The sequence below is a fragment of the Rhodococcus sp. no. 34 genome, assembly GCF_054589475.1.
In genome coordinates this window covers 20470-42608 of the sequence record NZ_BAAILK010000022.1, presented here as the reverse complement: position 1 = coordinate 42608, position 22139 = coordinate 20470, and the positions used below count along the sequence as shown (strand labels likewise).

Below are 22139 nucleotides of genomic sequence, written 5' to 3'. Positions count from 1 at the left end.
CCGAAGAAGGTGTCACCACCATCTGCTTCGAGGTTGACCAACGCGCGCAGAATCACTCCCGCCGTCGCCGAGGAAACTCCGCCGATACCCTTCAGATCGGCCTTGCCCTCAGCGCTTGTCAGGTGGGCAATGACCGAACGCAGATCCTTGAGGTCCAGCAGGGCGAGGCCCTGAGTGTCGGCCCAGTGGAAGATCAGCCCGAGTGTCGATTCCTGGGTCTCGTTGAGGCCCAACACTTTACTGAGCAGGATCGGCCCGAAACTGGTGATGGTCGCGCGCACCGGGATACCGATTCCGTCAGTACCCAACGACAAGAACTCGACTGGCATCCCAGCGGGAGTCCACGAATCGTCGCCCGTCTCGACTGCGCGAGACTTCATCTTCTCGCTCGGATCCCCCGCCTTCGACAGACCCGAGAGATCGCCCTTGACGTCGGCCATCACAACCGGCACACCCGCGGCGGACAGCTGCTCGGCGATGCCCTGCAACGTCTTGGTCTTGCCGGTACCCGTCGCACCGGCGATCAGACCGTGACGGTTGATCGTCGCCAACGGAATCCGCACCCGCGCGGTGGGATCTGCCACACCGTCGATCACCACCGAGCCGAGCTCGAGTGCCCGCCCCTCGGATGAATAGCCCGCCGCGATTTCAGCGGCAGCACCCGAGGGCGCCTGAGCAGCGGGGGTGGCTCCGGCCGATGCTTCGGCCTCAGCGGCAGCCGCTTCCTTCTCTGCTTCCTCAGCTGCTGCAGCGGCTTCAGCTGCTGCAGCGGCTTCAGCTGCAATCCGAGCGGCTTCGGCAGCGGCAGCCTTGGCAGCTTTCGCCTTCTCCGCCGGCGTCAGCGGCGCTGCTCCGTCCTTCGGATCCACGGTCATCGAAAAGCCCTCCTCGTTGCAATGCGGCGAAGTTCTTGTCATCACCCGAACGCCGTCTCACACACGTCGAGTTTCCACCGCAGACCTTATCCCGCGCCCGCGCGCACTACTGTGTTCCTGGTGCAGGACAAATTGGTATGGATCGATTGCGAAATGACCGGGCTGCGACTCGAGTCGGACAAACTCATCGAGATTGCGGCTCTGGTGACCGACAGCGACTTGAACATCTTGGGCGAAGGTGTGGACATCGTCATCCACGCCGACGACGACGCGTTGGCTGCAATGCCCGACGTCGTGAAGAAGATGCACGCAAAGTCGGGACTGACCGAAGAGGTTCGTAAGTCGACGGTCACCCTCGCCGAGGCGGAGAAAGAGGTGCTCGCGTACATCCGCAAGCACGTTCCCGTCGCCGGTACGGCTCCCTTGGCGGGTAATTCAATCGCCACCGACCGCGGATTCATCTCACGGGACATGACGGCACTGGACACATACCTGCACTACCGGATGATCGACGTCAGCTCCATCAAAGAACTCTCCCGCCGCTGGTACCCGCGAATCTACTTCGGCCAGCCCGAAAAAGGTCTCGCCCACCGGGCACTCGCCGACATCAAGGAATCCATCCGCGAACTCAAGTACTACCGCGGCACTGCATTCGTCGCGCCGCCCGGACCGTCGAGCGCGGAGATCGCAGCCGTCGTAGAGGGCTTGGGTCCCGCCTGACCTGCCGATTGGCTTCCTGACCGACTTTCGCGCTAGTATCTCTTTCGTCAAAGCAGCCGGGTCAAACCGGTGGCCGAGGCAATGGTGGGCGTAGTTCAGTTGGTAGAGCACCAGGTTGTGATCCTGGCTGTCGCGGGTTCGAGTCCCGTCGCTCACCCAAGCGGAACCCCCGAGAATGTCGGAAGACATTTTCGGGGGTTCTTTTGGTTTGTGCGCCAGCCGCAATCTCCCCTTCCACAGCCGGGTGAACGTATCGCTCCCCTTCTCTGACGGGGGCAGCGATACGTTCACCCGAAGTGGGTGGGGTGGCGACCGCGACAAATCGCGCGCTCCCGAGCAACCCGTGCCCGGGCCGAGCGAACGTACCTCTCGTCGCCTCAGATAGACCGAAAGCCACTTTCGCTCACATCGGGGTAGCTGGAATTCGCCGCAAATAGCCCCAGCCGACGATCACTCGGGCGACGGTTCCGGCTCCCAGACACCTACGACGGTCCCCTCGCGAACATGTCGCTCGTACGCCGAAACCTTGTCGTGGATGACGTTCAGGTTTTCCTGCATCGCAGCGATCCTGGATCGAATCAACTCCTCATGCGACTGTAAAAGTGAAAGCCGCTCCTTCTCGTTTCCTGGACCTGACCTGACGAGAGCGGCGAATTCGCGGATCGTGGCGATCGGCATACCCGAGTCTCGGAAGCGATTGCACAGCTTCAACCAAGAGACATCGCTTTCGGAGTACACCCGACGCCCACCTGCCGAGCGCGCCACCTCGTGAACGAGCAATTCCTCACGTTCGAAGTATCGAAGGGAATCGATACTGATTCCGGTCTGGACAGCGACGTCACCGATTGACAGTTCTCGCATTGCCTGGCGACCTTTCCTTGACCTGGAGTGCACTCCAGATTTTACGGTCGCAGCCATGAATTCCATCCAGCGCAAAATCAACACCGGATACTCCCGAGTCTCCACTGCCAACGACGTACTTGCCGGACAAGATTTAACAGGCACTACGGTTTTGGTCACCGGCGGGTACTCCGGACTGGGATATGAGGTTTCGCAGTCACTTTCTTCGGTCGGCGCGCGAATTGTAGTTCTTGCCCGCCGACCAGAACAGGCACGGAGCGCAATGGCCGACCTTCCGGGTATCGAAGTGCGAGCGTGCGACCTGTCGGACCCGAGCAGTGTCAGATCGTGTGCGCGAGAAATTCTCGAATCCCGGATCACTCCGGACATCATCATCTGCAATGCGGGGGTCATGGCCTGCCCGGAACTCCGTGTCGGCTCCGGATGGGAATCACAATTCGCGATCAATCACATCGGGCACTTTGTACTGGTGAACCTGCTTGTGCCAGCCATGCCCGCAAACGGCTCTCGCGTCGTAGCGGTCTCGTCGGCGGGACATTTTCTGTCGGGAGTGCGTTGGAATGACATACATTTCCGCAACGGTTACGACCGCTGGCTTGCGTACGGTCAAGCCAAGACTGCCAATGCTCTATTCGCTGTACAGCTGGCGAGCTCCGGCGCTTCACGCGGTATCAGTGCGTTCTCCGTCCATCCCGGGAGCATCCTCACTCCCCTTCAACGTCACTTCTCTGCATCGGAGAAACACGATCTCGGATGGACGACGTCGAATGGCGACGCCGTGCCGGGGTTCAAGACTCCCTCCCAGGGCGCCGCTACAACGGTGTGGGCAGCGACGGCACCGATACTCGCCGATCACTCCGGCGCGTACCTCCAGGACTGCAACATCGCGGACGTCGCGCAGACTGATGACATGAGCGTCGGCGGAGTGAAACCTTGGGCTACCGATCCCGCCGACGCACGCAGATTGTGGACACTGTCCGCTGAGATGACCGGAGTGGACGCGTTCGGTCGACGCTGACACCGAGCGAACGTACCTCCCGTCGCCTCAGATAGACCGAGAGGCACTTTCGCTCGTAAAAGGTGTACAGATGCAGAATGCCCCCAACCGGACGGTCGGGGGCATTCTGGCGTTCAGCGCTTCAGGAACGCACTCAGACGTCCGCGTTGCCGGTCTTCCAGACGCTCCAGGGAATGTTCCAGTCACCGAGGCCGTCGGTGCCGGAGAGAGTGCCGCCGACGGTGTTCTTGACGACGACGATGTCCCCACGCTTGGTGTTGTCGTAGACCCACTTGGCGTTGGACGGGCTCAGGTTGAGGCAGCCGTGACTTGTGTTGGAGTAGCCCTGCTGCCCGACCGACCACGGCGCCGAGTGGAAGAAGATACCGCTGTAGGACATTCGGGTCGCCCAGTCGACGGGGGTCTTGTAACCCTGCGCCGAGGTGACCGGGACGCCGTACGTGGACGAGTCCATGATCATGTTCGCGAAGCGGTCACCGATGATGTAGACGCCGTTGTCGGTAGGAGTGCTGTCCTTGCCCATGGAGGTGGGCATGGTCATGACAGTCTCACCGTTGACCTGGAAAGTGACCTGCTTGGTGTTGTCGTCCGCCGTGGCGATGACGGCATCACCGATGGTGAAGGAACTCTTGGCGTCTTCCTGCCCGAAGACTCCCTTGCCGAGATTGCGCCCGTACACGTTGACGCTCACGTCGACCTTGGTGCCCGGTGCCCAGTAGTTCTCCGGACGCCAACGGACCTCACGATTGTTGACCCAGTAGAACGCACCTTCGACGGCCGGAGTCGTGGTGACGGTGATCGCGGCTTCGGCAGCCTTGCGATCGGGGATGTTCTCGTCGAACTGCACCGCGATGGGCTGACCGATGCCGACCACGTCACCCTCGTTGGGCAAGACGTACGGCTTGGTGACGTTGCCGGGTGCGCTGGTGGTGAAGGACGTGACCGTCGTACTTGCGCCACCCAATCCGAATGCGCGGGCCTCGATTTTGTACTTGCGGTTGTAGCCGAGCGGTTCGGTGGTGGTCCACGACGCACCGTCGGCAGCAATCGCGCCGGCAACTGCCTTGCCGTCCTGATTGACCATCGTCACGTCGGACAGAGCGCCGTCAGCGACGTTGATCTTGACCGGGTCGCCCGGCGAGAAGCCGACAGCGCCGTCGGCAGCGGTCGAGGTGAGCTTCGGCTTGATGAGTTCGGTGAGCGGATTGGAATCGATCGGCGCCGACCCTTCGGTACTGACGTCCTTGCCGCCCGACGTGCACGCGGTCATCAGAACGAGAGCACCGAGAGACGCCGCGATCATCGCCGCGCCCTTCGACGCTCGACCGTTCCCCCCGCGCACGGACAGACCCCACCTTTGACGACTCATCGTTCGACTCCGCTTCACAATTTCTCCGACTAACTTCCGCGTCACATGCGAATCCCACTTACCGGAAGGCAAGTGGGACTTGCGGTATGACTGCGCTGCACCAATGATGCCAGGCGCGCTCGTTACCAACGGTCATGAAAGGCCACGCCGTCAGTAACGTTCAAGTATCAATCGCTCCGAACCGTCCGTTTTGTTACCGCTTTCAGCGGATTTCCTCCGATCGGACTACAGCGGCGACGCCTCCACCTGGCGATTTGCTCCCGAACCGGCGATTCGGCTAATGTTCTGTCTCGCAAGAGCGAGCGCCTATAGCTCAGTTGGTAGAGCAAGTGACTCTTAATCACTGGGTCCGGGGTTCGAGTCCCTGTGGGCGCACTTGCAAAGGTCCCCACCTTCTTCGGAAGGTGGGGATTTTTCTTTGTGTCGTGGTGAACAGGTTGTGGTGAATAGACTTCACAGTTATCGGAACCACGGCCTGGAGGATTGATGACCGAGCGCGAAACCACACCGGGCAGCGAGCTGGCATTTGCCGGGGTGGCGGGTCAGGCCGCTCTGATCCGGTCCGGAGAAATATCGGCCCGCGAGCTCACCGAGAACACACTTCGCCGTATCGAACGCCTCGATTCGACGCTCAATGCTTTTGTGCGAGTTCTCGCAGACGAAGCGCTCGACGAAGCGACACGTCTCGATCAGCGCCAGGCCGACGGCCACAGCCTGGGCCCACTGCACGGAGTTCCGATCGCGATCAAAGACGAGAACGACGTCGCCGGAACGCCGACGACGTACGGCGGTGCGGCGGCAACCCGCATCGCCTCCGCTGACTCGGAGGTCGTCCGGCGGTTGCGCGACGCCGGCGCGGTGATCGTCGGCAAGACGACGATGCCCGAGTTCGGCATCTGGCCCTTCACGGAGACTGCTGCAAACGGCTACACCAGAAACCCTTGGGACACTGGCGTATCCACGGGCGGATCGAGCGGAGGATCTGCGTCGGCCGTCGCGTCAGGCATGGTCGCAGCGGCAATCGGCGGCGACGGCGGCGGTTCCATCCGACTGCCTTCGGCGTTCTGCGGGTTGTTCGGACTCAAACCGCAGCGCGGTCGGGTGAGCACCGCGCCGAACCGAAACCTCTGGCGCGGACTCGGCACACTAGGGCCTATCACTCGTTCCGTCGAGGACAGCGCGCTCGTGTACGACGTGATAACCGGTACCACCGGGATCGACGACTACACAGCCGAAACGCTCCGCACCAGCTTTGCCGAGTCAGCCGCGTCGGCGCCCGGGCCGCTTCGCATTGCAGTGTCCACCCGGAGTCCGGTCCGGGGCGTCCGCCCGTCCCCGGAGGTCGTTGCCGCGGTGCATTCGATCGCAGAGATGTTGAGCGCGTTGGGACATCACGTCGAAGAGCACGATCCCGAGTACCCGGACGCAACTGCAGCATTTCTCCCCCAGGTGCTCGGCGGCGTCCGCGACGAAGCACTTCGCGTCGATCATCCAGCGTTACTCGAGAAGCGCACACGAGCACTCGCGTCGATCGGCCGGATAGCCGCTCCCGCGCGCGTCGGGAAATTCGCTTACCGCAAAGGTGAGCGAATCGCAGCGACGGTCAACCAGGTCTTCGACACCTTCGACCTGGTCCTGATGCCGACCACGCCCGCGCTGCCACGCCCGATCGGACAACTCGAAGGAACCGGCCTTCTGTCAGCAGTCCGCAAGGCGTTGCCGATCGCCGCCTACTGTTCGATCTGGAATGTCTGCGGCAACCCGGCGGCCGCTGTGCCCGCCGGGTTCTCCGAACGCGGACTCCCCCTGAGCGTCCAACTGGTCGGGCGCAGCGGTGGTGAACCGACCATTCTCGCCGTCGCACAGCAGTTGGAAAGCACCGTCCGCTGGCCGGATTCGCACCCTCCACACTCGTGAATTCCGGAAGCGATGTAACCGTCGTCACCACGATGAACACGCGTTTTGCAAACTCCTGAGCCTGTCGGCTAATGTTCTGTCTCGCAAGAGCGAGCGCCTATAGCTCAGTTGGTAGAGCAAGTGACTCTTAATCACTGGGTCCGGGGTTCGAGTCCCTGTGGGCGCACTTGCAAGAAGGCCCCCACCTCACCAGGTGGGGGCCTTCTTCATGTTCTGTCTTCGACAACTCGGGTCAGCGAATGATCTTCCGGACCACGAGTAGTCCCACCACTGAACCGACTGCGATCAGCGCGTACTTCACTGCCGGCTCGTTGAGCTTGGCGAGCACCGTCTTCTTGGTGTTCTCGACCAGCCGCTTCGGGTTGGTGCGGACCGTCAGTTCGTCGAGTGTGCTCGCGAGCTGGTTACGCGCCTTCTCGATCTCGCGTTCGATGCTCTCGGTGTCCCTGGGCACGTGTCCTCCAACTTGTCTGTGTTCTGCTGCTCTGTGTGCGGGTCTGCTGTGCGGACGCAGCGCGCCGACACTTCGCTCTACCGTAGAGGAGCAGAATGCCCTCGCGCCCACCTGCCGCGCAATTTCTCGACTAACCTCGATTCCCGTGACCGAGAACAGTAGATTGTCCGCCGGCGACGTCGCGCCGGATTTCACGCTCCCAGACGCCGATGGCAACGAGGTTTCCCTTCACGATTACCGCGGCCGCAAGGTCATCGTGTACTTCTACCCGGCGGCCAGCACCCCTGGGTGCACCAAGCAGGCCTGCGACTTCCGTGACAGCCTCGCCGAGCTGAACGGCGCCGGCCTCGAAGTCATCGGAATCTCGCCGGACAAGCCCGCAAAACTCGCGAAGTTCCGCGATACCGAAGAGTTGACCTTCCCGCTGCTCTCCGATCCCGAGAAAGCGACGCTCGAAGCCTGGGGCGCGTTCGGTGAGAAGAAGATGTACGGCAAGACCGTCCAGGGCGTCATCCGCTCGACGTTCCTCGTCGACGAGGAAGGCAAGATCGAGGTGGCCCAGTACAACGTCCGGGCCACCGGCCACGTCGCCAAGCTACGACGCGATCTGTCGGTCTAACTCCCGTACCGGCTCAAGAACAGAGCCTCCGCGAAAGCGAGATTCTCGATCTCCGACGGGTCGACGCTTTCGTCGGGCGCATGAATGCGGCATTGCGGTTCCTCGACGCCGACCAACGCGATCTCCGCGTCGGGGAACTGCTCGGCCAGTGCACTGCACAGCGGAATCGATCCCCCTTGGCCGGCAAATCCGACTTCGCGGCCGTAGGCATCGGTGAGCGCGGACTTCAGCTGCGCGAAACCTGCACCCTCCGTCGAGGACGAGAACGGCGATCCCGTCGATTCCGGAACGACCTCGATGTGGACGCCCCACGGCGCCGCCGCGCGGAGGTGGTCCGTCAACAACTTCTGTGCCTGCGCCGGATCCGTGCCAGGCGGGACACGAAGATTCAGGCGCGCCGACGCGCGGGGCGTGATCGCCGCCGCCGAACCCACGACCGGCGGGCAGTCGATACCCAGGATGGTCAGCGCCGGACGAGCCCACACCTGCTCGGCGACCGAACCGGAACCAGTCAACTGCACCCCTTCGAGCACCCCGGCGTCGGAGCGGAACTGATCGCCGTCATAACTGACACCCGCCCACTCCTGATCGTTGGTCAAGCCTTCGACAGTGGTGTTTCCGGCGCTGTCGTGCAGCGTCGAGAGTATGTGCACCAGCGCGGTGATCGCATCGGGCGCCGGTCCACCGAAGACACCGGAGTGAATCTCACCCTCGAGCGTCGACACGTGGACCACAACGTTCGCGATCCCGCGCAATGACGTCGTGATCGTCGGCTCCCCGACTTCGGTGTTGCCGGTATCGGCGATCAGGATCATGTCGGCTGCAAAAAGTTCGGGGCGATCTCGCACCAGATCCTCGAGACCGCCAGTGCCCATCTCCTCGGATCCCTCGGCGACGATCGTCAGGTGGGCGCTCGGATCCACACCGGCTGCGGCGAGCGCTCGCAGAGCTGTCAGATGCATGACGACGTTGCCCTTGCAGTCGGAAGCGCCCCGTCCGTACCACCGTCCGTCGCGCTCGGTGAGCGTGAAAGGCGGGGAGCCCCAGAGCTCTTCGTTTCCGGGCGGCTGAACGTCGTAGTGGCAGTACAGCAGAACGGTCGGAGCACCGCCCGGGCCTGGTCGACGCCCGACAACCGCGGCCGAACCGTCGGAGGTCTCGATCGCCTCGATATCGGCGAAACCCTGAGCCCGGAATGCCTCCAGGACCCAATGCGCAGCGGCCGCGCATTCTTCCGGCGGGTACTGCCGTGCATCGGCGACGGACTTCATCGCCACAAGTGCACTCAGATCCTCACGGGCACGCGGCATGAGTTCACCTACCGCGGTTCGCAGTTCTTCCGTCATCGTCTCCCTCTCCTCGGCATCGAATCTCGGTGTGCCCGAAGAATCTCAGTCTGCCCGAATCGGACGTAGGCCGGCGCCAGGATCGCCGTTGCGCCACACCGCGCAGCAACCTCTTCGGCTACTGGACAGTTGGTCACCTAGTATCGAGGTGTGGCAACAGCATCGGGACTCGTGTGCGCGCACCTGCGCGGTGCGTTTCGACCGATCACGACCGCCGAAGTAGGTGGCCGATGACACCGGATAATGCACAAGTCCCAAATTCGACAGAAAACACCGATAGCCTGGAAGACGTGCAGCCCACGACTCGTCACCGCGCGCGGCGACGAGTCGACCCAGCACTGGAGAATCCCCAGAGCCTCGAAGAACCGCAGGAACTGCTGCCGCGCAAGCGTCCGACGCAAGAGCGCAGCCAGCGTAAATTCGACGCACTCCTGGCTGCGTCACGGGAACTCCTCACCGATGTCGGTTTCGAATCGTTCACCTGTGAAGAAGTCGCGGCACGTGCTGACGTCCCGATTGGGACGCTTTACCAGTTCTTCGCGAACAAGTACGTCATCGTGTGCGAATTGAACCGCCAGGACCTCGTCGGGGTCCAGCACGAGCTTGCTCAGTTCGGCGGCGAAGTACCCTCGCTCGACTGGTTGCGGTTCCTGAACAGTTTCGTCGATCACATGGCCGGGCTGTGGACGTCTGATCCGTCGCGCCGCGAGGTCTGGCTGGCGATGCAGTCGACGCCGTCCACGCGGGCAACCGGAGTCATTCACGAAAAGCAGTTCGCCGAGACCGTAGCGAAAATGCTCGGCCCGTTGACGCCTCGTACGCGGCGAGATCGTCGCCTGATGATGGCGGAAGTTCTTGTCCACGTGGTGTATTCGATGCTCAATTTCTCGGTTCAGGACGGCCAGTCGCATGCCGACGCCGTCGCCGAACTGAAAAGGTTGATGATCGCGTATCTCCTCGTCGCCGAGAAGGAATCCCGCACGAAGGACTAGTCGAACGACAAAGAGCCGGTCTCCCCTTGGGAGACCGGCTCTTTCGTGTCCGGCAGCGCTACTCCGGGTCGGATTCGATGACCGCGAAAGCGCCCGCCATGTCCCCGTCGTGGGTGAGCGAGATATGAATCTTCACTCCGGTCAGGTGTTTGGCCACGTCACCGCGAAGCCGGATGCCGGGGCGCCCCCAGGCGTCCGAGACGACCTCGATCTGATTGTGGATCATTTCCCCCAGCACCGGTGGGCCGGCGAAGAGAGCAGTTGACCATGCCTTGATCACTGCTTCCTTCGCAGCCCACCGGGCGGCGAAATGTCGTGCCGGTTCGGAGCTCCGGGTAGCGGCGTCTCGACGCTCGCCCGGTGTGAAGTTGTCGAGCATTGCCGTTCCCGGCCTGTTCAATTGCTCGGCGAACTCCGACACCGTCACGAGGTCGAAGCCGATACCCAGAACTCCCATACCGTGACTACTACTTGCAGCCGGGCAGATTCGAGCGGTACACCTGGTCTGCGCCGAGTCGTGCGTCCTCGCTCAGCAGCATGTCCGCTTCGAGCTGACGCGACGCCTTGGCCGGCGTTCCGTCGGCACCGAGGCGACGATCCGCCGGGCGCTCGTAGAGGCTGTCGCCACCGCACATCGCCTTCGCGAGGCGACGCTGACCGTCGATCGTCCGCTGCTGGGCCGCAGCAACATAGGCGTCACGCTTGTCGGCCGGAACCGACTCGACGAATGCCTGCGGGTGCACGACTGCGATCAGGCCGGAGACGTGACCGAAGCCGAGGCTGGTCAGCAGGCCGGCACGCAGCGGAAGCTGATCACCGAACTTGAGCGGCTGACGTGCCCACACGAGGTGCTCGAACTCGGCCATCTTGTCGTCGACGCAGTCGAGGCTGCGGTTCGGCGGGACGATGCCCTGGCTCAGTACCTGGCAGAGCCCGATCAGCTGGAAGGCTGCGGCACCACCCTTGGCGTGACCGGTCAGGCTCTTCTGCGAGACCACGAACATCGGCGCGCCTTCACTGCGTCCCAATGCCCCGGCGAGGCGCTCGTGCAGCTCTGCCTCGTTGGGATCGTTGGCGGCAGTGGAGGTGTCGTGCTTGGAGATCACGGCGATGTCGTCGGCGCTCACGCCCAGTGCGTTGAGCGAGAGTGCGAGCTGCGAATCCGCTCCCCCACGTCCGGCGCCCAGTGCTCCGAGTCCCGGTGCCGGGATCGAGGTGTGGACACCGTCGGCGAACGATCCGGCCCAGGCGACCACACCGAGGACGGGAAGACCCATCTCGAGTGCCAGGTCACCGCGAGCGAGGAGAATCGTTCCGCCGCCGGCCGACTCGACGAATCCGCCGCGGCGACGATCGTTGGCCCGCGAGAAGCGGCGATCCTCGATGCCCTTGGCATGCATGTCCTCGGTCTTGGCAGTGGCCGACATGTCGCCGAAGCCGATGATGCCTTCCGTGCTCAGATCGTCGAACCCGCCGGCAACAACCAACTGCGCCTTGCCGAGTCGGATCTTGTCGACGCCTTCTTCGACGGATACCGCTGCCGTGGCGCAGGCGGCGACGGGGTGAACCATCGCGCCGTAACCGCCGACGTACGACTGAACGACGTGCGCTGCAATGACGTTCGGCAGCGCTTCCTGCAGGATGTCGTTCGGACGGTTCTCGCCGAGCAGCGTGTCGATGTACAGGCTCCTCATGGAGGTCATGCCGCCCATGCCGGTGCCCTGCGTGTTGGCGACCAGGCTCGGGTGTACCCAGCGGAGCAGTTCGCTCGGAGTGAAGCCGCCCGTCAGGAAGGCGTCCACCGTTGCGACGATGTTCCAGAGTCCGACGCGGTCGACCGAATCTGCCATGTCGGCGGGGATGCCCCACTTGGTGACGTCGAAGTTGGTCGGAATCTGACCGCCCACACTACGAGTCAGCTTCATCTTGCGCGGAACGCGGATCTCGGTGCCTGCGCGGCGGGTGACCGTCCAGTCTCCGGACTCGGCGGAAACCGTCGCCGTCGTGTTCTCCGGATCGGATTCGACGAAGGCCTGAGCCTCTGCCTCACTGCCGACCACGAAGCTCAGATCCTTGTCCAGGAACACGGAGGTGAGCAGCGGAGCGGTGTTGTCGATCATCGCGCCCTCGTCGACGTAGCGACGGATGCCGCAACGCTCGACGACTGCGTCGTGGTACTTGTCGGCGATTTCCGCCTCGGGTACCAGGTCACCGGATTCGACGTCGTACCAGCCCGGCCTGGGGTCGTTCTCCCAGACGATGAGTCCGGTGTTCCACGCCAATTCGAGAACGCCTGCGGCAGAGAGCTGCTCGTCGACCTCCATCTCGAAGCGGGTACGCGAGGAACCGTAGGGTCCGAGCTCTCCGGCACCCACGATGACCACGAGGTCCGCGGGGGTGACGTCCAGTTCGGGCCAGCTCGGAGCCTTGACCGAGTCGTCGATGCGAGCCGGCGCGGGCAGCGCCAGGATGCTGGACTCGTCCACTGCTTCGTCGACAGCCTCGGCGATCTCGGCCACCTCGGCAGCTTCCTTGGCCAGTGCGGCGAGGTCGAGGTTCGCCTCGGCGAGCCCACCGGTCAGGTCGACCTCGAGCGGAGCCTCGGCAGCAGCGCGCCGCGACTCGCGGGTTGCCGTCTTCAGCAGTTCGGTCGCCATCTCCTGGGTGGACCAGGTGCGGACGCCCGCAGCTTCGACTGCGTCGACGATCGGATCGTTGTGACCCATGAGTCCGGTTCCGCGAACCCAACCGATGACCGCATGTGCCAACGTGACCCGCTCGGCCCAGTTGCGCTCGGCCTTCCAGCGATTGACCACGGCGATCAGCGAAGCCTTGGCCTCGCCGTAAGCACCGTCGCCGCCGAACGTTCCGCGGTTCGGCGAACCGGGCAGCACCACGTGCAAGTGCGTGTCGACGTCGCTGTCGTAACCGATCTTCGACAGACCGCCGATGAGGCGCTCCACCGACCAGAGCAGCACGCGCATTTCCATTTCGGCGCGAGCGCCGGCGTCGGAGAGTTCGCCGCCGACACGGGGAGCTGCGAACGGGAAGAGCATCGTCGGCGTCATGGCCGGCTTGATGAGCTTCTTTGCGCCGCCTGCGTTCTCGGTGGCTTCGTTGCCGATCCAGTCGATCAGTGCGTCGACGTCGGTGTACGACGCCATGTTCGCGGGAACCACCCAGAGGGCGGCACCGGCGCGAGCGTTCTCGCGGTACAGGTCGCGGTAGAAGCCGAGACGCTGACCGTCGAGTCGTGAGGTGGTCACGAATACCGTTGCGCCACCGGCAAGGAGCTTGCCCGTGACCGCTGCCGCGATGGAACCCTTGCTGGCGCCCGTCACTACTGCGACCTCGCCTGCCCACTCGGGTGCGTCGGATTCTGCCGCAGCAGCCGCATCAGCGATGCGGGTGTAGACCTCGGCGAGTGGGGTGCGGCCTTCGTCGGTTGCACGGGTGGCCCACCACTTCGCCTGTGCGGCGACGGTGGAGCCGGCACCGATGAAGTTCTCGACCGACAACGCGGTGTCACCGAGCCAAATGCGAGCGAGATCCTCACGCGCACTTGCCCAGCGGTCGTCGAGCAGCACGGCCTTCTGCGCGTCGAATGCCGGAGCAACCAGACGCGGCCAGTCGGAGCCGAGTTCAGCCGAGACCAGGTCGACCAGTTCGGTGTCCTCGACCGTCGCGACTGCCGTTTCTTCGTTCAGTCCGAGCTGCTCGAGCACCAGGCGTGCGGCCGAGGCCAGAACGCCGTTGCGACCGGTGATGTTCTCGGTGAACTCACCCAGAGCGGCTGCGTCGACGGTTCCGCCGCTTCCGCCGCCGGTAGCCGGCAACGAGACGCTGACTCCACGAGCAGACCCGACCGAGGCAACTGCGCTGTCGATGACTGCGTCCACTGCTGCCGCGTCGGCCAGTGCGCCGGAGCTCAGGCCACCGAGGTCGCCGCCGCGGATGCTGGCGCCGTCACGGGTACCGAGAGCCACTGCTGCGGTGACGTGGTGTGCCCAGCCGTCGCCCAGTTCCCAGACCTTCTTGACGCGGTCGGCGATGTAGCCGGGACGCTTGCCCGAGGGGCCGAAGACCTTGCGCAGGTGATCGTTGATCGAATCGGAGAGCACCGGTCCGAACGGCTTGTACGTACGGGCGAGCTTGTCGACGGTTGCCCCCAGGGAGCCCATGTCGGCGTCTGCGGCCCCGTCGATGGCACCGAGGGAGAGCTCGGAGCCGAGGTCGACCAGAAGCTGGTTGCGACGCGAGGAAACGCCGTCGCACAGTGCCTCGATCGTGTCCGCGGGGCCGACCTGATCGGGACGGAGCTTGGTCCACAGGCTGATCAGGACCTTCGTGGCGTCGGGCGCCTTGAAGGTGAGGTCGTCCGGACGCGGTCCACCCGAAGGTGCAGCCGGCGCGGCAGCGGCAACCGGAGCAGCGGCCGCGGCGGCCGGAGCAGCCTGCGCGGCAGGCGCTTCGATCTCGTCGTCGTCATCGACAGCGGGGTCGACGTCGGTGCCGTAGACGATCGCAGCTTCGCGCTCGACGTTGAGAACCTCGACCGGGTAGCCGAAGCGGCCCGGCAGCTTGAGGGTCTGCGACGCGAGGTTCGCGACGGTCGGGGCAGCGCCGAGACCGATCTCGACGAAGCGTTCGACCCCGAGCCCTCCTTCGGACTCGTCACCGAAGAGCAGGTCCTGCGTCTCGATCCAACGGACCGGGCTGGCGAACTGCCAAGCCAGCAGCTCGATCAGGATGATGCGGGACAACTCGTGAGTGCGCGTTGCGTAGCTGTCGAAGTCTGCGAGGACTTCCTGCAGCGGCTCGGACGGCACCAGGTCGGCGATTTCCTGAACGAAGTCACGACGCAGCGAGAACGGCTTCGGAACCAGGTTCGGGATGTAGCGGCCGATCAGGATATCCGGATCGATGTCGTGCGGGAGCAAGTCCTGCAGGCACACGCGGAAGTCCGCCACGCCACCGCGAAGGACGGTGGAGTGGAACGGCACGTCGATGCCGGGAACCTGGATGTATGCCCGCTTGCCACCGAATTCTGCTCGGCGACGGTCGATTTCGACCTCGAGTGCGTCGAGACCGGCTACCGAGCCGGCAATGGCGTACTGGCTGCCGCGCAGGTTCAGGTTGACGATTTCGAGGAACTCACCGGAAGACTCGGCGACACCGGCGACGAAGCCCTGCACGTCGTCGTCGGAAACACCGATCTGCGACGGGCGGATAGCGGCCATGCGGTAGTCGGAGCGTCCGGCTTCGTCGCGGGGAACGAGCTGGTGCATGGCCGAGCCACGCTGGAACACGACCTCGAGAAGCGCTTCGAGCGGGAAGACCTCGGCGACAGCGGCGAGTGCGTTGTACTCACCGACCGAGTGACCGGCCAGAAGCGAATCCTCGATGAAGGTCCCGGACTCGCGCAGCTCGGCAACCTGGGCAACACCGAGAACGGCCATGGCCACCTGGGTGAACTGGGTCAAGTGCAGGACACCGTCGGGATGCCTGTGCTCGACACCACGGGCCTTGACGGTCACCGGGTTGTCGCGCACGACAGCGAGAATCGAGAATCCGAGTGCCTTACGAGTGTGCTTGTCCGCGCGCTCCCAGACGTCGCGGGCGGCCTTGGAGCGTGCGCGAGCATCGAGGCCCATGCCCGGGCGCTGAATGCCCTGGCCGGGGAAGGCGTAGACGGTCTTCGGCGCGGCGGTGCGGCCGGTGGCGACCATGACCAGTTCACCGTCGATGCGGCAGCCGACCTCGACGATTTCCGCGCCCTGGTCGATACCGACACGATCGACACGGACGTCGATCTCGGCGCCGGGTCGAACCATCCCGAGGAAGCGAGCGGTCCAGGCGGTCAGGCGGCGCGGCGGGACGCGGGTCTCGGCCGGGTCGACTGCGGTGACTACCTGCTGCGCTGCGGCGGAGAGCCACATGCCGTGGACGATCGGGGTTCCGAGGCCGGCCAGCAGAGCGGCGTTGTCGGAGGTGTGAATCGGGTTGTGGTCACCGGAAACCTGAGCGAAGGCGCCCATGCTGACCGGAGCGAGGATCTTCGCGTCACGGCGACGACGACGCGAGGTGTCGACAGCCGCATCGCTGATCGATCCACCGGCGCGAGCCGGGTCGGCGAGTTCGCCTGCACCGGTGCGTCCGCGGATCGCGAAACGCTCGGTCATGGTGACGACTGCGGGGGCGTCGAGGCCCTCGCCGAGCATGGCACCGACCTCGACCTTGACCTCGACGACACGACCGAGGTCGGTGTCGAGAACCGAGGCGACCTCGGCATTGACCACGAGAATGCTTGTCTCGGAGGGAAGTTCACCGACGAAGTCGACGGTGTGGTCGAGGTGGACCAGGTCGAGCATGCCTTCGATAACGGAAAGACTATCGAGCTTGGCTGCGCCGAGGACTGCGAACACTGCAGGCCAGCATGCTCCGACGACGACGTCCGGAACAGCCTTGCCGCTGACACTGAGCGTGGCGGGCAGACCCGAACCGGTGACACCGGCGTGATCGGCGATGCGATCGGGAACCCACGCGACGTTGAGGCGAGCCTTGCCGTTCTTGACTGTCGGAAGTTCCTGTCCGGCAGCAACTGCCAGGAGCGCGGACATCGCACCTTCGGCATCGGCTTCGGTGACAACCGGAGCGCCGCCGTCGACGACGGACTCGGGGATCGTGATCGTGATGTCGACGGACTTGCCTGCCACCAACGGAACCGAAAGCAGCACGTGCGAGGAATCGACGACGGTCAGACTGGAACCGGTGGTGCCGTGAACTGCCTTGTCGGCAGACTCTGCACTCCACTCGTCGAGGTCGCCGAGCCGACGGACGGGGTTCTGGGTCAGGCGGCCGGCCCACTGGAGGTCAGGAGCCGAGAGAACGGCGTCGAGAAGTCCGGGTGCGGAATCCTGGTGGCGACGGCTCGCGAGTGCAACCGGAGTGGTTCCGGCAGCAACCAATTCGTCGTAGGTCGCCTTCTCGAAGCGATCGAGCAGGTCACCGACCGGCTCGTCGACACGGGTGATGCCGGCGACGGCAACGGTGCCGGGGATGACGCAAACCTGATCGGCGGTGTAGCGGGGGTCGTGTGCCTGCCACAGGGAGTCGCTGCGCCACCAACGACGCACGTCACCGTCGACGACGGGAACGAAGTTGACCGGCTTGCCCGGCGTCTTGCACAACGAGATGAAGAACGAGACGTCTGCGGGATGCAGAACGGTGGTCGAGTAGTCCGGGTACGACGCCTGCAGTGCGCAGATTGCAGCCTCGGGGCGCTCGAGGGTCTCGGCGTCAGCGAACAGCGTGGGGATCGGGCCGCGGTCGACCGGGTGCAGACGCGCCTCGGTGCGCTGGAGCATCTCGCCGAAGCGAGCACGCCAGGTGATGTCGAGCCACGGGCTCGACGTCGCCTCGACGATGGCGTCCTGAAGATCGGCGCCGCAGTCGAATTCCTTCGCCGCGTCGATGCCAACGGTCAGCTCGAGGTAGCGGCGCAGCCACTGTGCGTACGTCATGGTCTCGACGTCGCCGAAGTACGGCTTGGCGGTGACGTCGAGGGCGGCGATGATCTCGTCGCGGCGCTCGGCCACTGCCTCGGAATCGCCGGCAACCTCGTCGAGGAGGCGCCCGGTACGCGAAGCCGCGTTGTCGATCTCGTGGATGTCGGCACCGAGCTGGCTACGGCCGGAGGCCATTCCGCCTTCAGCGGTACCTGCACCGACCCAGTCCGGCGTACCGGGCGTGTCGACGAGGAGCTGCTTGACCTCGGGAGAGGTGGTGGCCTCGAGAGTCGCCATGGCTGCGGTGCCGACCAGGATGCCGTCGACGGGCATGGCCGGGAAACCGGCTGCGGCGGACCAGCGACCGGTCAGGTAATCAGCTGCGCGCTCGGGTGTTCCGATGCCGCCACCGACGCAGATGACCAGGTTCGGACGTGTACGCAGCTCGGCGTACGTGTCGAGGAGCAGGTCGTCGAGGTCTTCCCACGAGTGGTGTCCGCCGGCGCGGCCGCCTTCGATGTGGACGATGACCGGGAAATTCGGAACCTCGTTGGCGATGCGGATCACGGAGCGGATCTGCGCCACGGTGCCGGGCTTGAATGCAATGTTGGTGATGCCGATCTCGGACAACTCGTCGATGAGGGCAACAGCCTCTTCGAGTTCCGGGATACCGGCCGTGACGATGACACCGTCGATGGGAGCACCGGCGGTACGGGCACGCTGCACAAGGCGCTTGCCACCGAGCTGCAGCTTCCACAGGTACGGGTCGAGGAACAGGGAGTTGAACTGGACCGCACGGCCCGGCTCGAGCAGCATCTTCAGCTCTGCGACACGGTCTTCGAAGATTTCCTCGGTGACCTGTCCGCCACCGGCGAGCTCAGCCCAGTGACCGGCATTGGCTGCCGCGGCAACGATCTTGGCGTCGACCGTCGTCGGCGTCATGCCTGCGAGCAGGATGGGTGAACGACCGGTCAGCTTCGTGAACGCCGTCTCGACGCCGATGCGGCCACCGGGAAGCGCAACGGGCTTCGGCGCGAACTCGGACCACGAACGTGAGACCTCAGGTGCTGCACCGGGGGTGAGCAGATTGCGGTGTCCGCCGCGGGTGGCTGCGGCGATGATGCCGATGCCCTGTCCACGCAGCGAAGAGGACGTCATACGGGTCAGCTGATCGCTGGGTCCGAGATCGAGAATCCACTTGGCGCCGGCGGAGATTGCGCCGTCGACAGCCTCGACCCAGTCAACCGGATCGACGAGGACACCCTGCGCAAGTTCGCGCGCACGGTCCGCGTCGAGACCGCAACGGGTCGCCCAGCTGCCGACGAGTTCGACGGCCTCGGTCAATGCGGGGTGATGGAAGCCGATTTCGGTGTCGAGCGGATCGAAGGACGGCGCGAAGACGGAACCGCCACGCTTCTTACCCTCACGCTCGCGAGCTTCTTCGGCTTCGATCTGTTCACAACGCTCTTGCACGCGTGCCAGCTGAGCGGGCGGCCCGGCGAGAACGACGCGGCGACGGCCGTTGCGGATGGCGAGGACAGCCGCGCGCTCAGGCGCCACACCCTCGGCAAGCTCGGCGACGATGGCGGCGAGACGCTCGGGATCGACGCCCGAGACCGCAACCATCGGCTTCGCGGAGGCGCCGGCGATGACGCCGCGGCGACGGCCGACCAAGCTGGCAGCAGCACCGACGAGCTGTGCGACGGCGAGGAGTTCACCGTCGTCGTTGCCCTGCGCGGCTACGGCAGCCGTGGCCAGAAGGCCCTGCGAGTGGCCGATGACGGCAGCCGGCGGGTTACCGGCTACATCCAGACCCTGAGCGGAGAGTGCACGCAACGCCGCAAGCTGCGTGAGGAAGACGCCGGGGAGTGACACCGGAGCTGCGGTGAGCGCGGCAGCGGAAGGCCCGGCCGACTTCTCACCTTCTTCTTCGTCGACGATCTCGGCTTCGAGCATCCACGCGATCGGATCGAATCCGACCGGGCGAACCACGAGGAGATCCTGTGCGACGGGCGCGAGGCGTGCTGCTGCGTCGTTGACCAGATCGGTCAGAACGGGCTCCAGTCCGTTGTCACGGCTGAGCTCCTCGAGCGAGGTGAGCCAGGGAGCGCCCTGTCCACCGAAAGCGATCGCGTAGGAAACGCCGTTGTTCAGCGAATCGACGAGGGCACCTTTGCTGGTCGTGCGGGACTGTCCCCCATCGACGCCGAAACGGCGTCCACCCTTCGAGTCGCGTCCGTTTCCTGTAGGTGTCGTGTCATCGATCGTCACGCGTACGTCCTCTCCTGGTCACCTCTGCGGCGAGGTGGGATTTGCGGTGTGCTGCCCGGCTGAAGTGCTCGCGAATTCGTCGAGAGAATCGACGGAGTCAGGGCGTTCGTGCAAGACAAGGTTTACACAGAATCATGAGGATTTCCTCACGTTTGTCGGCACCCTGGAAATCTGGACTTTCGGGGCCGTGATCTTCCTCACGAGACTTCGAGAAAGTGACTCGCGAGTAGGTCGCGAACGCCCTGCCTGGGACTGTTACCGGGATTTTCAGAAACCTGAGGAACCCCTCATATTTATTGTTACCAATTCGTGACCTCCTTGACGGACGGTCGATCCCGTGCGTTCCGGGCCACAATCTGTCGGACCCCCTCGCTACGTTCAGCGCGTCCACACCGGACAACTTCTCGGGGGGAGAAATCATGAAAGACACAGACGTAGTCAGAGCGGCCGAATTCATCGGCGCCGAGCTTCCGCGCGAGGCGTGGCCGCATTGGAATCAGGGATGGCCGCGCGAGTCCGAAGCCGCCCTTCTCGATGCGATCTTCTCGTCGCGCGCCGCCTATGGAACACCGAAGACCGGAGTCCGCGCCGTCGTCGACCGTTGGCGCACACACCGCTCGGTAGCCGCCGACGATCGCCTCGACAGCTTGCCCGCCCTCGCCGCCTTCACCGACCGTGGCGACGAGCTCGCAACGATTCTCGGCAATCGCCAGCGCGTGCCGGGCAACTACTTCACCAAAGCCGAGGGTGCGGCTCGTGCGGCCAAGGCGCTCGTCGAATCCGGTTGCCGGTCCAGTGCCGACGTCGAGGACACCGAAAGCCTCCGTTCGGCAGTCGTCTCCGTTCCGGGGCTCGGCCCCAGGACCTTCGAGACACTGATGTTCCTGTCCGGGAGGTTGACGGTAACTTCGATCGACCTGCTTGCACGGTTCGCCACCGAAGCAAGCAGTAGCGAGAAATTGTTGTCGAGCACCGACGCAGCCGAGTTGCTCGTTGCGGTTGCCGAACATCTCGATGTCGATGTTCAAACGCTCACCCACGCTGCGTGGCGATATCAACGCACCGCTGAGCAACCGCGCCGATCGGAGAGATCCGCTACGCCGCCGGCAGCGGATCCACTTGCCACAACGGCGTGAGAGCGCCCGGGCGCATCCCGACCAGGGTGGTGTGCCCGCGAGCGATTCCACTCGCGTATCCTTTGAATTCCGCGCGCGAGTGGCGGAATTGGCAGACGCGCTGGATTTAGGTTCCAGTGTCTCAGGACGTGGGGGTTCAAGTCCCCCCTCGCGCACAACGAAAAGCCCCGCCGGATCTGATCCGGCGGGGCTTTTTCGGTTCTCGTGAGCAAGGTCAGCGCTTTCGATCCTTGACCGGTGGAGTCATGTACGTCGTCCGGCTCGGCGTCAGCCCCAGACGGACCGAGCTCTCCAACCACGTGATCGCCGACGCCGTCGGATCCACAACCGGAACATGAATCCCTTTGCCATGCAGCCTGTCTCGGACTGCGCCGGTCACACCGAGCATGCCGGTGCAACCGAGAACGACGGAGTCGGCCTCACCGTTCTCCACTGCCGTAGACGCCTGTGCGGCCAGTCGATCGACCAGTTCCTCCCGATCGGTGAGGCCCAGCACCGGCATGTCCACGACTCGAATACTGCCCAGCCGACCATCGAGTCCATACCGCCGAGTGAGCGATCGCAGCATCGGCACGACGTTCGGCAGGATGGTCACGACACCGACGCGATCGCCCAGACTCATCGCTGTCAGAAATGACGGCTCGAAGCCGCCGACCACCGGAGCGTCGATGATCTCTCGGGCGGCATGCACTCCGGGATCGGCGAAACACGTGATGAACACGCCGTCCACGCCGTCGGCTGCCGCTTCCTCGACCCTCTGCACGATCCCGGGGCCGGCAAGTGCCTCGTCGTACTCGGACTCGATGCTCGCCGTACCGGTAGGCAGCGAAACGACGTCGACCGTCGTGCCGGGCGCCGCCCAGTGCTCCACCTCGGCTGTCACCGCCGGAGTCAGTGTGGGGTCGATGACCGGGCGAATCACTCTGATGTGCATGAAACACTCCCCTGCTTTCGGATACGCGCCGAGGTTATCGATGCAGTACAGCCGGGAGAATGTGTTCAGTGCCTGGCATTGCGGGTGAGGATGGGCATAGCGCACAGGTGCTGTGGAAC

14 protein-coding genes and 4 tRNA genes are annotated in these 22139 nt (G+C 64.3%); 10 read left to right on the top strand and 8 right to left on the bottom strand.

What is annotated here, in order from left to right; all coding sequences use genetic code 11:
* On the bottom strand, positions 1-875 hold an 875-nt coding region (locus tag ACYP01_RS05745; protein ID WP_459678882.1), incomplete at its 3' end, for a helicase HerA-like domain-containing protein.
* A gap of 120 nt (positions 876-995) precedes the next feature.
* Here ACYP01_RS05745 and orn point away from each other — a divergent pair.
* Positions 996-1595, top strand: a complete 600-nt coding sequence (orn, locus tag ACYP01_RS05740; protein WP_322002129.1) for an oligoribonuclease — start codon at positions 996-998, stop codon at positions 1593-1595.
* 84 nt (positions 1596-1679) lie between these two features.
* Positions 1680-1752 (top strand) — tRNA-His (locus ACYP01_RS05735).
* A 293-nt stretch (positions 1753-2045) separates the two neighbouring features.
* Here ACYP01_RS05735 and ACYP01_RS05730 read toward each other — a convergent pair.
* The gene (locus ACYP01_RS05730) at positions 2046-2456 is read right to left on the bottom strand and encodes a MerR family transcriptional regulator (protein WP_042923889.1); all 411 of its coding nucleotides are present in this window, start codon (positions 2454-2456) and stop codon (positions 2046-2048) included.
* A 55-nt stretch (positions 2457-2511) separates the two neighbouring features.
* Between ACYP01_RS05730 and ACYP01_RS05725 the strand changes: the two genes are divergently transcribed.
* Entirely contained in the window at positions 2512-3474 is a 963-nt protein-coding gene (locus ACYP01_RS05725) for an oxidoreductase (RefSeq protein WP_459678879.1), read from the top strand.
* 133 nt (positions 3475-3607) lie between these two features.
* On the opposite strand, the gene ACYP01_RS05720 is transcribed toward ACYP01_RS05725, so the two are convergent.
* A complete protein-coding gene (locus ACYP01_RS05720; RefSeq protein ID WP_125052658.1) occupies positions 3608-4777 on the bottom strand; it encodes a L,D-transpeptidase in 1170 nt (389 codons plus the stop codon).
* A gap of 368 nt (positions 4778-5145) precedes the next feature.
* On the opposite strand from ACYP01_RS05720, the gene ACYP01_RS05715 reads away from it, so the two are divergent.
* The 3 genes from ACYP01_RS05715 (at position 5146) to ACYP01_RS05705 (ending at position 6926) form a co-directional block, all read left to right on the top strand.
* Positions 5146-5218 (top strand) — tRNA-Lys (locus ACYP01_RS05715).
* A 111-nt stretch (positions 5219-5329) separates the two neighbouring features.
* On the top strand, positions 5330-6760 hold the full coding sequence (locus ACYP01_RS05710) for an amidase (protein WP_322002125.1): 1431 nt from the start codon (positions 5330-5332) through the stop codon (positions 6758-6760).
* A 93-nt stretch (positions 6761-6853) separates the two neighbouring features.
* A tRNA-Lys gene (locus ACYP01_RS05705) sits at positions 6854-6926 on the top strand.
* A 66-nt stretch (positions 6927-6992) separates the two neighbouring features.
* On the opposite strand, the gene ACYP01_RS05700 is transcribed toward ACYP01_RS05705, so the two are convergent.
* A complete protein-coding gene (locus tag ACYP01_RS05700; protein WP_003945299.1) occupies positions 6993-7214 on the bottom strand; it encodes a DUF3618 domain-containing protein in 222 nt (73 codons plus the stop codon).
* Positions 7215-7359: 145 nt separating this feature from the next.
* Between ACYP01_RS05700 and bcp the strand changes: the two genes are divergently transcribed.
* Positions 7360-7833 (top strand): thioredoxin-dependent thiol peroxidase, encoded by a 474-nt coding sequence (bcp, locus tag ACYP01_RS05695; protein ID WP_007733290.1) that lies wholly within the window; start codon positions 7360-7362, stop codon positions 7831-7833.
* Here the strand turns inward: bcp and ACYP01_RS05690 are convergent.
* Complete coding sequence (locus tag ACYP01_RS05690; protein WP_322002123.1) at positions 7830-9179, bottom strand: dipeptidase; 1350 nt, start codon at positions 9177-9179, stop codon at positions 7830-7832. The genes bcp and ACYP01_RS05690 overlap by 4 nt on opposite strands.
* Positions 9180-9469: 290 nt before the next feature.
* Between ACYP01_RS05690 and ACYP01_RS05685 the strand changes: the two genes are divergently transcribed.
* A complete protein-coding gene (locus ACYP01_RS05685) occupies positions 9470-10171 on the top strand; it encodes a TetR family transcriptional regulator (RefSeq protein ID WP_003945379.1) in 702 nt (233 codons plus the stop codon).
* Positions 10172-10229: 58 nt separating this feature from the next.
* Here ACYP01_RS05685 and acpS read toward each other — a convergent pair whose 3' ends face one another.
* Together acpS and ACYP01_RS05675 are read right to left on the bottom strand one after the other, a co-directional pair.
* On the bottom strand, positions 10230-10628 hold the full coding sequence (gene acpS, locus ACYP01_RS05680) for a holo-ACP synthase AcpS (protein WP_003945362.1): 399 nt from the start codon (positions 10626-10628) through the stop codon (positions 10230-10232).
* Positions 10629-10638: 10 nt separating this feature from the next.
* The gene (locus ACYP01_RS05675) at positions 10639-19950 is read right to left on the bottom strand and encodes a fatty acid synthase subunit beta domain-containing protein (protein ID WP_459678878.1); all 9312 of its coding nucleotides are present in this window, start codon (positions 19948-19950) and stop codon (positions 10639-10641) included.
* Between the two features lie 419 nt (positions 19951-20369).
* Between ACYP01_RS05675 and ACYP01_RS05670 the strand changes: the two genes are divergently transcribed.
* The gene (locus ACYP01_RS05670) at positions 20370-21086 is read left to right on the top strand and encodes a hypothetical protein (protein ID WP_218681654.1); all 717 of its coding nucleotides are present in this window, start codon (positions 20370-20372) and stop codon (positions 21084-21086) included.
* Between the two features lie 73 nt (positions 21087-21159).
* A tRNA-Leu gene (locus ACYP01_RS05665) sits at positions 21160-21241 on the top strand.
* 59 nt (positions 21242-21300) lie between these two features.
* Here the strand turns inward: ACYP01_RS05665 and ACYP01_RS05660 are convergent.
* Positions 21301-22020, bottom strand: coding sequence for an aspartate/glutamate racemase family protein (locus tag ACYP01_RS05660; RefSeq protein ID WP_007733280.1), 720 nt, complete (start codon positions 22018-22020; stop codon positions 21301-21303).
* Between the last annotated feature and the right edge of the window lie 119 nt (positions 22021-22139).

Excerpts from the sequence above, each read along its gene's own strand:
- ACYP01_RS05660 (WP_007733280.1), bottom strand. The coding sequence starts at position 22,020 with ATGCACATCAGAGTGATTCGCCCGGTCATCGACCCCACACTGACTCCG.
- ACYP01_RS05670 (WP_218681654.1), top strand. The coding sequence starts at position 20,370 with ATGAAAGACACAGACGTAGTCAGAGCGGCCGAATTCATCGGCGCCGAG.
- ACYP01_RS05720 (WP_125052658.1), bottom strand. The coding sequence starts at position 4,777 with ATGATCGCGGCGTCTCTCGGTGCTCTCGTTCTGATGACCGCGTGCACG.
- ACYP01_RS05725 (WP_459678879.1), top strand. The coding sequence starts at position 2,512 with ATGAATTCCATCCAGCGCAAAATCAACACCGGATACTCCCGAGTCTCC.
- ACYP01_RS05690 (WP_322002123.1), bottom strand. The coding sequence starts at position 9,179 with ATGACGGAAGAACTGCGAACCGCGGTAGGTGAACTCATGCCGCGTGCC.
- acpS (WP_003945362.1), bottom strand. The coding sequence starts at position 10,628 with ATGGGAGTTCTGGGTATCGGCTTCGACCTCGTGACGGTGTCGGAGTTC.
- ACYP01_RS05710 (WP_322002125.1), top strand. The coding sequence starts at position 5,330 with ATGACCGAGCGCGAAACCACACCGGGCAGCGAGCTGGCATTTGCCGGG.
- ACYP01_RS05730 (WP_042923889.1), bottom strand. The coding sequence starts at position 2,456 with ATGCGAGAACTGTCAATCGGTGACGTCGCTGTCCAGACCGGAATCAGT.